Source organism: Albidovulum sp., from assembly GCF_049646345.1.
GTDB lineage: Bacteria > Pseudomonadota > Alphaproteobacteria > Rhodobacterales > Rhodobacteraceae > Albidovulum.
In genome coordinates this window covers 1-6,653 of sequence record NZ_JBARVQ010000582.1, presented here as the reverse complement: position 1 = coordinate 6,653, position 6,653 = coordinate 1, and the positions used below count along the sequence as shown (strand labels likewise).

At 65.5% G+C, this 6,653-nt stretch carries 7 protein-coding genes; 2 read left to right on the top strand and 5 right to left on the bottom strand.

The window, feature by feature from the left end:
- Nucleotides 1–65: 65 nt before the first annotated feature.
- From WBB85_RS15145 to cobU, 5 genes are all read right to left on the bottom strand, one after another.
- The gene (locus tag WBB85_RS15145) at nucleotides 66–1,457 is read right to left on the bottom strand and encodes a glutamine synthetase family protein (protein WP_432639435.1); all 1,392 of its coding nucleotides are present in this window, start codon (nucleotides 1,455–1,457) and stop codon (nucleotides 66–68) included.
- Between the two features lie 8 nt (nucleotides 1,458–1,465).
- Nucleotides 1,466–2,839, bottom strand: coding sequence for an aspartate aminotransferase family protein (locus tag WBB85_RS15140; RefSeq protein WP_432639434.1), 1,374 nt, complete (start codon nucleotides 2,837–2,839; stop codon nucleotides 1,466–1,468).
- A gap of 95 nt (nucleotides 2,840–2,934) precedes the next feature.
- Nucleotides 2,935–3,684, bottom strand: coding sequence for an adenosylcobinamide-GDP ribazoletransferase (gene cobS, locus WBB85_RS15135; RefSeq protein ID WP_432639433.1), 750 nt, complete (start codon nucleotides 3,682–3,684; stop codon nucleotides 2,935–2,937).
- On the bottom strand, nucleotides 3,681–4,700 hold the full coding sequence (cobT, locus tag WBB85_RS15130; RefSeq protein ID WP_432639432.1) for a nicotinate-nucleotide--dimethylbenzimidazole phosphoribosyltransferase: 1,020 nt from the start codon (nucleotides 4,698–4,700) through the stop codon (nucleotides 3,681–3,683). The genes cobS and cobT overlap by 4 nt, the downstream gene beginning before the upstream one ends.
- 1 nt (nucleotide 4,701) lies before the next feature.
- A complete protein-coding gene (gene cobU, locus WBB85_RS15125; RefSeq protein ID WP_432639431.1) occupies nucleotides 4,702–5,208 on the bottom strand; it encodes a bifunctional adenosylcobinamide kinase/adenosylcobinamide-phosphate guanylyltransferase in 507 nt (168 codons plus the stop codon).
- A 51-nt stretch (nucleotides 5,209–5,259) separates the two neighbouring features.
- On the opposite strand from cobU, the gene WBB85_RS15120 reads away from it, so the two are divergent.
- The gene (locus WBB85_RS15120) at nucleotides 5,260–5,835 is read left to right on the top strand and encodes a histidine phosphatase family protein (protein ID WP_432639430.1); all 576 of its coding nucleotides are present in this window, start codon (nucleotides 5,260–5,262) and stop codon (nucleotides 5,833–5,835) included.
- Entirely contained in the window at nucleotides 5,832–6,653 is an 822-nt protein-coding gene (locus WBB85_RS15115; protein ID WP_432639429.1) for a propanediol utilization protein, read from the top strand. Before WBB85_RS15120 ends, WBB85_RS15115 begins: the two co-directional genes overlap by 4 nt.

The window sequence follows — 6,653 nt, the reverse complement described above, 5'->3', positions numbered from 1 at the left end:
CGTCAGCAGTGATAAACGGGTATATGAGCGCGGAGTCGGCGATGTCAGTCCGCCCGGAATTCGCGTCAAACCGTGTGCAGGTAAAGGTCGTAATCCACCTCGGAAATCGTGCGGGCCACGCGGGCATATTCGGCGGCTTTCACGGCGGTGAAGGTGCGGTGCATATCTTCGCCCAAGGCCGATTTCAGGAAGTCCGAACCCTGCGCCGCCTCGATCGCCGACTTCCAGTCGCGCGGAATCGCCGGGCCGTCCGGGTCTTCGGCATAGCCGTTTCCGGTGGTCTCCGGTCCCGGGTCGATCTTATGGTCGATCCCGTGCAGGATGCCCGCCAGCACCGTCGCCGCCACCAGATAGGGGTTGGCATCGACACCTGAGGGGCGGTGTTCGATCCGCCGCGCCTTGACGTCGCCCGCGGGCACACGCAAGGCAACCGAGCGGTTGTTGACGCCCCAGCTGGTGGAGACCGGCGCATAGCTTTGATTGGCAAACCGGCGCCAGGAATTCAGATGCGGCGCGAAGACCAGCATCGCCTCGCCCATCGTCGCGCGCAGCCCGCCGAGCGCGTGCAGAAGCGTGTCTGTCCAGCCTGCACCGGGCTTTTCGGCAAAGACATTTTCGCCCTTGTCGTTCATCAGCGAGACGTGGAAATGCATGCCTGAGCCTGCGTAGTCGGCAATCGGCTTGGCCATGAAACAGGCGACAACCCCACGCGCGCGGGCCTGCGCCCGGACAATGCGCTTCAGCCGCATCAGGTCGTCAGCCGCCTGCATCACATCCTCGCGGTAATGCAGCGTCAGCTCGTACTGGCCGGGCGCGTATTCCGAGATCATGGTTTCCGCCTTGATCCCGGCCTTTTCGGCCCCGGCATAGATGTCGGAGAAGAGGGGCAGCATCCCGTGAAGGTGATCGACGGAATAGACCTCGGTCTTGTGGCTGTCGCGACCGTCAAGGACATCGGCGGCGGGGCGGACCTTGCCGTCGAGGCCGCGATCCCTGGCGAGCAGGAAGAACTCCAGTTCGAACGCCCCGGCGGGTTTGAGGCCCCGTTTCGCGAAAGCGTCGACCTGACGTTGCAGCGCGTGGCGGGGGTCCGAGGTCATAGGCTGTCCATCAAGCTCGTAAAGCGACATCAGCACTTCGGCGCGTGGCGGGGTGGTGTTGTGCAGGGCCTTCAACGTGCCGGGAATGGGCCAGGCGCGCAGATCGCCGTCGCCCTGATCCCAGATGAGGCCGGTTTCATCCACATCCTCGCCGCAGATATCAAGGCCAAGGATCGAAATCGGCATATGCCGCCCGGATTTGTAGAGCGACAGGAGTTCGTGTCGCCGGATGATCTTGCCACGTCCGATGCCATTGGAATCGTGCAGCACGATATCCACGGCTTCAATCTCCGGATGGGCGGCCAGAAAGTCTTCGGCCTCGGCAAGTGTCGCGCCCGAGGGGCAGGGATTGGTCATGATGGTCCTCAGGCAAAAAGCTCGGTCAGGATGTCGTCAAAAGCGGCGATGAGGCGGTCGATCTGTCGGTTCTTGGTCGCCGGGCTGACCAGCATCATGTTGTGAAAGGGCGCGATCAGGCAACCGCGATTGAGCAGGGATGTGTGTAGGGTCGCCTCGACCTCGGGCATATGGGCCAGACCGGCTTCGGTGCCGTTCCTTAGCGGGCCGGGGGCGCAGATGAATTCGACGCGGGCGCCAACGCGGACCACATGCCAGGGTGCGCCATGCGCTTCGATCACCCGTTTCAGGCCGGAACAGAGCCTTTCAGCGCCCGTTTCCATGCGGGCATAGGCCTTGGCCGTCATCACATGCGAGAGGGTGGCGGTCAGGCACGCGAACTGCATCGGGTTCGCTGAAAGTGTCGTGCCCATTCCGGAATGTCCCGGGGCGCGCCCGGCATTGTAGTGGATGTAGTCCCTGGCGACTTTGGGCCTGAGGCCCCAGACGGCGGTCGGCATCCCGCCCGCCACGCATTTGCCGACGACGAAGATATCGGGGTTCAGCCCGTGAACACCGGTATAGCCGCCAAGGCCCGAGGAAATCGTATGGGTTTCATCGATGATCAGCAGTGCGCCATACGTTGTCGCAAGCTTGCGCAGACCGTCATGGAAGCCCGGTTCGGGCAGCACCATGCAGGAATTGGTCATCACCGGCTCGGTCAGGATCGCGGCGATCTCTCCGGTCTTCAGTGCCGCCTCGACACTGGCAAGGTCGTTGAACTCCGCGCAGGCAGCGAGTGTGGTCAGATCGGTGACCTGCCCGGTCAGGCCGGGGCGGGTGATGGTCTGACCGTTCGCCAGTTCGACCATCGCGTCATCGACGGTGCCATGATAGCAGCCGTTGAACACGAGCACCTTGGGCTTGCCGGTCACTGCGCGGGCGACGCGGATCGCGAAGCGGTTGGCATCGGTCGCGGTCGTCGCGATCTGCCATTTGAAGTCGCCAAAACGCTTGGTCAGGAGGCGGCCTGCCTCCAACGCTGCCTCGGTCGGCAGCATATAGGTCAGCCCGTTCCGCGCCTGTTTGCGGATCGCTTTGGCGACGGGCGCGGGTGAATGACCGAACATCGACCCGGTATCGCCGAGGCAGAAATCATCGACCTCATGCCCGTCGATATCGGTCAGCCGTGCCCCTTCCGCCTTGGCCACCAGCATTGGGAAGGGCATTGGCCAATCCTTCATCCAGTGCATCGGCACCTGATCGAGATAGCTGCCCGCGCCCGTATCAAGCGCAGCTTTCGTCTTCGGCCGGGCGGCGGAGAAAGCCTCCGCCTCGCGTTTGGCAACGGCTTTCAGGCGGGTCTTGTCGATTCCGGCGATAAGGGCGGGTTTGCGGGCCATGGCGTCACTCCTGATGACGCGCTCTTATCCCGCAAATTTGATCAAATTGGAAGCGGATAAATGAGAGACGTTAGCCAATATTGTCACCCGTTTGATCAAACCATTGCGGCCAGAACCGCCCAACCCGCAATCTCGGCCATCTGCTGCATCGCGCCCATGACGTCGCCGGTCTGGCCGCCGATCTGGCGCATCGCGATGCCGGCAAGGATCAGGGCGGTGAGGACCATCGCGAAACCGGTGAGGATCGCAGTGCCAGGCCCGAGCGGCAGGAGGCAGAGAAACCCGATCCCTCCGGCGATCATGGCAGGCGTCGGATCGTCACCCGCCGCCGATTTGCCCAGACCATCGCTGCGCGCGGCAGGCATCAGAAGAAGCGCAGCAGGCAGCATCGCCCGGCTTGCCGCTGCAATGCCAATCAGCGCGGCCATGGCCGAACCGGCCTCGGCCAGCGTCGCGATGCCCGTGACGCGGAAAGCCAGAGCGAGGATCAGGGCGACGACACCGTAAGAGCCGATCCTGCTGTCGCGCATGATCTCAAGCTTGCGGTCCCGGTCACCCCCACCGCCGAACCCATCGGCAAGGTCCGCGAGCCCGTCCTCATGCATCGCGCCCGTGGCCAATACGCCTGCGGCGAGCGCCAGAAGCGCCGCCATCAGGGGGGGCAGGCCGATCCAGAGACCGAGGCCACAGGCAAGGGCGGCAATCAGCCCGATCGCGAGACCGACGAGGGGCCATGCCCAGGACGAGGCTGCCATGGAAGGCGGCTCACCGTCGATCCGTCCAGCGGGCAGACGCGACAGCAGCATGAAGGCCAGCCGGACCTCATCTGAGCGCGCGGGGCTCATGCCTCCGACACCCCCGCCTCGCCAAAGGTCGCCATGCCGTTGTGGCAGGCCAGCGCCGACCGTATGATACCCAGCGCCAAAGCCGCGCCCGAGCCTTCGCCGAGCCGCATGTCGAACTCCAGTACCGGCCGCTTGTGGATTGCGGTCAAAAGCTTGCGGTGACCCGGCTCGGCCGAGGCATGGCCGACAAGGCAATGATCCAGAAGCCGCATGTCGGTGGCGTAAAGCACAGCGGCAGCGGCGGTGCAGATGAAGCCGTCGAGGATCACCGGAATGCGCGCCGCCCGCGCGGCCAGAACCGCGCCGCAGATCGCTGCCTGCTCGCGCCCACCAAGGGCGGCGAGGATCGCGGGCGCGTCCCCCATGATACCCTCATGCCGCTTCAGCCCACGTTCGATTGCGTCGATCTTGCGGGCGATTCCGGCCTTGTCAGAGCCTGTTCCCGGCCCGGTCCACTCGGCCACGTCGCCACCGAAACAGGCCGTCGCCAGCGCAGCAGCGACGGTCGAATTGCCGATCCCCATTTCGCCAAGGATCAGGATATCGGCGCCCTCATCGACCGCCGAAGCGCCCTGCCAGAGCGCGTCGAGGCAGTCGGTTTCCGACATGGCGGGGCCTTCGGTGAAGTCCGCCGTCGGCCGGTCGAGATCCAGCGCGAAGACCGACAGTTCGGCCCCGTTCGCCGCGCAAAGCTGGTTGATCGCCGCGCCGCCGTTTTCGAAATTCGCGACCATCTGCGCGGTGACTTCCTGCGGATAGGGGTTCACGCCCTGCGCGCAGATGCCGTGATTGCCCGCGAAGACCAAGGCCTGCGCCTTCCAGATCTCGGGCCGGGCGGTGCCGCGCCATGTCGCCATGAACTCCGCCAGTTCCTCCAGCCGTCCCAGAGATCCCGGCGGCTTGGTCAGCGAATTCTGCCGCGCGCGCGCCGCGTCTGCGGCGGCCTTGTCGGCCTCGGGCAAACTATCGGCCAGTTTGACAATGTCGGAAAGGGCGGTGAGGCGCGGCAAGCTCATGTCATTTCACTTTCAGGGGTAGGCCGGCGACGGCAAGCCAGACTTCGTCCGCCTCTGCCGCCACCCATTGATTGAGAAGCCCGGCCGCATCGCGGAACTCCCGGGCCAGCTTGTTTTCAGGCACGATGCCGCCGCCAACCTCGTTGGTGACGATCACCACCGGGTCACTTTGCAAAGGCAGGGCTGTGACCAGATCGCGCCCGGCCATCTGCCAGTCGCGCCCGGCAAACATCAGGTTCGACAGCCACAGCGTCAGACAATCAAGCAGCCGTGGCCCCTGTCCGTCCGTGGCCTTCAGCGCCCCGACAACGTCAAGCGGCTCGGCATGGGTCACCCATTCGTCCCCGCGCCGCGCCTGATGGGTGGCAATGCGGTCCGACATTTCGCTGTCATGCGCCTCGGCGGTGGCGATATAGATGGCGCGCGGGCCAAGACCGAGCGTCTTCGTCTCGGCGATGCCGCTTTTGCCGGATCGCGCCCCGCCGGTGATGAGTATCGTCTTGCCCATGGCGCGATGACAAAGCAGAAACGGGCCGCGCGTGAAAGGGAGAATCCGACAGTGAAGGGCGAGGGGGCGACAGAGTTGATGCTGATCCGGCATGCATCCGCGATTCATGGCGGCAGGCTCTGCGGCCGGACCGATGTTCCCGCTGATTGTTCCGATGCAGTCCGTATCGCTGCATTGCGCGACCAGATCGGCAGGCCCGGCCGGATCTTGGTCAGTCCGGCCCTGCGCTGTCGTCAGACCGCAGGGGCGCTTTGGCCCGATCTGGCAGAGCCGGAGACTGACGCAGCGCTTTGGGAACAGGATTTCGGCGATTGGGAGGGCCGGGCATTCGCCGATCTGCCCGACCTTGGACCGATCTCGCCCGAGGAACTGGCGGCACATTGCCCGCCGGGAGGCGAGAGCTTTGCCGATCTTTGCGCCCGTATTGCGCCTGTGCTGACCCGCGCGCATGGCGGACGCGTGGCCATCGTCGCCCATGCCGGGGTGGTGCGGGCGGCGCTGGCGCTGGCATTGGGGTCGATCCCCGCTGCCCTTGGATTTGAGGTAGCCCCATTGTCGCTGACCCGGCTGAACGCTGTTGGCGATGGCCGCTGGTCAGTCGGCACCGTGAACTGGGTGGCGGCATGAAGCAGGGCGCGGTCCGGGTTGCCGGGCATCTGGGGGAATTGATGCAGGGGCGGCTTGGGCCGTCGGGGCCGGTCGTGCTGATCTCGCTGCCTTGCCCGGTTCTTGCGGTTGAGGCCTGGCATCTGCCGGGGCCGGGTCTGTCGATCCACGGATCGGGGCAAAGGCTGCTGACACCGGCGCGGGCGATTGATGTGCTGGACCGGCTAAGTCTGAAGCTGTCGGGCCGGGTTGTTTTGTCGGCCAATATGCCAGCGGGCGGCGGGGCAGGGGCTTCGACCGCCTCGCTCGTGGCATTGGCCCGGCTGGCGGGCGCGGATGTACCGCCCCCCGCACTTGCACGGGCCTGCGTCATGGCCGAGGGGGCGAGCGACCCGCTGATGTTCGGCATGCCCGAGCGTCTGCTCTGGGCCTCGCGCCGCGCCGAGGTTCTCAGCCGCCTGCCGCCGATCCCGCGGTTCGACATCGTCGGCGGGTTCTACGGCGATCATCGCCGCACCGATCCGCGGGATATGGATTTTCCCGATGTTTCCGACCTGATCTCTCCCTGGCGGGCGGCAGCACGCGGGGGCGATGCAGCGGCCTTGGCCGGGATCGCCTCCACCTCGGCCGAACGCACCCTCGCCTTGCGCGGCCCTGTGGGTGACCCGACCGCCCGGCTTGCAGCGTCGTTCGGAGCACTCGGTTTCGCCATCGCCCATACCGGCTCGGCGCGGGCCTTCCTTTTCCGCCCCGGAACCGTGCCGGAAAACATTGTCGCCCGCATGCGTCGCATGGGGTTCAGCGGAGTCGTTCAGTTCGCGGCCGGTGGAAAACGGTGA

Excerpts from the sequence above, each read along its gene's own strand:
- WBB85_RS15145 (WP_432639435.1), bottom strand. The coding sequence starts at position 1,457 with ATGACCAATCCCTGCCCCTCGGGCGCGACACTTGCCGAGGCCGAAGAC.
- WBB85_RS15140 (WP_432639434.1), bottom strand. The coding sequence starts at position 2,839 with ATGGCCCGCAAACCCGCCCTTATCGCCGGAATCGACAAGACCCGCCTG.
- cobS (WP_432639433.1), bottom strand. The coding sequence starts at position 3,684 with ATGAGCCCCGCGCGCTCAGATGAGGTCCGGCTGGCCTTCATGCTGCTG.
- cobT (WP_432639432.1), bottom strand. The coding sequence starts at position 4,700 with ATGAGCTTGCCGCGCCTCACCGCCCTTTCCGACATTGTCAAACTGGCC.
- cobU (WP_432639431.1), bottom strand. The coding sequence starts at position 5,208 with ATGGGCAAGACGATACTCATCACCGGCGGGGCGCGATCCGGCAAAAGC.
- WBB85_RS15115 (WP_432639429.1), top strand. The coding sequence starts at position 5,832 with ATGAAGCAGGGCGCGGTCCGGGTTGCCGGGCATCTGGGGGAATTGATG.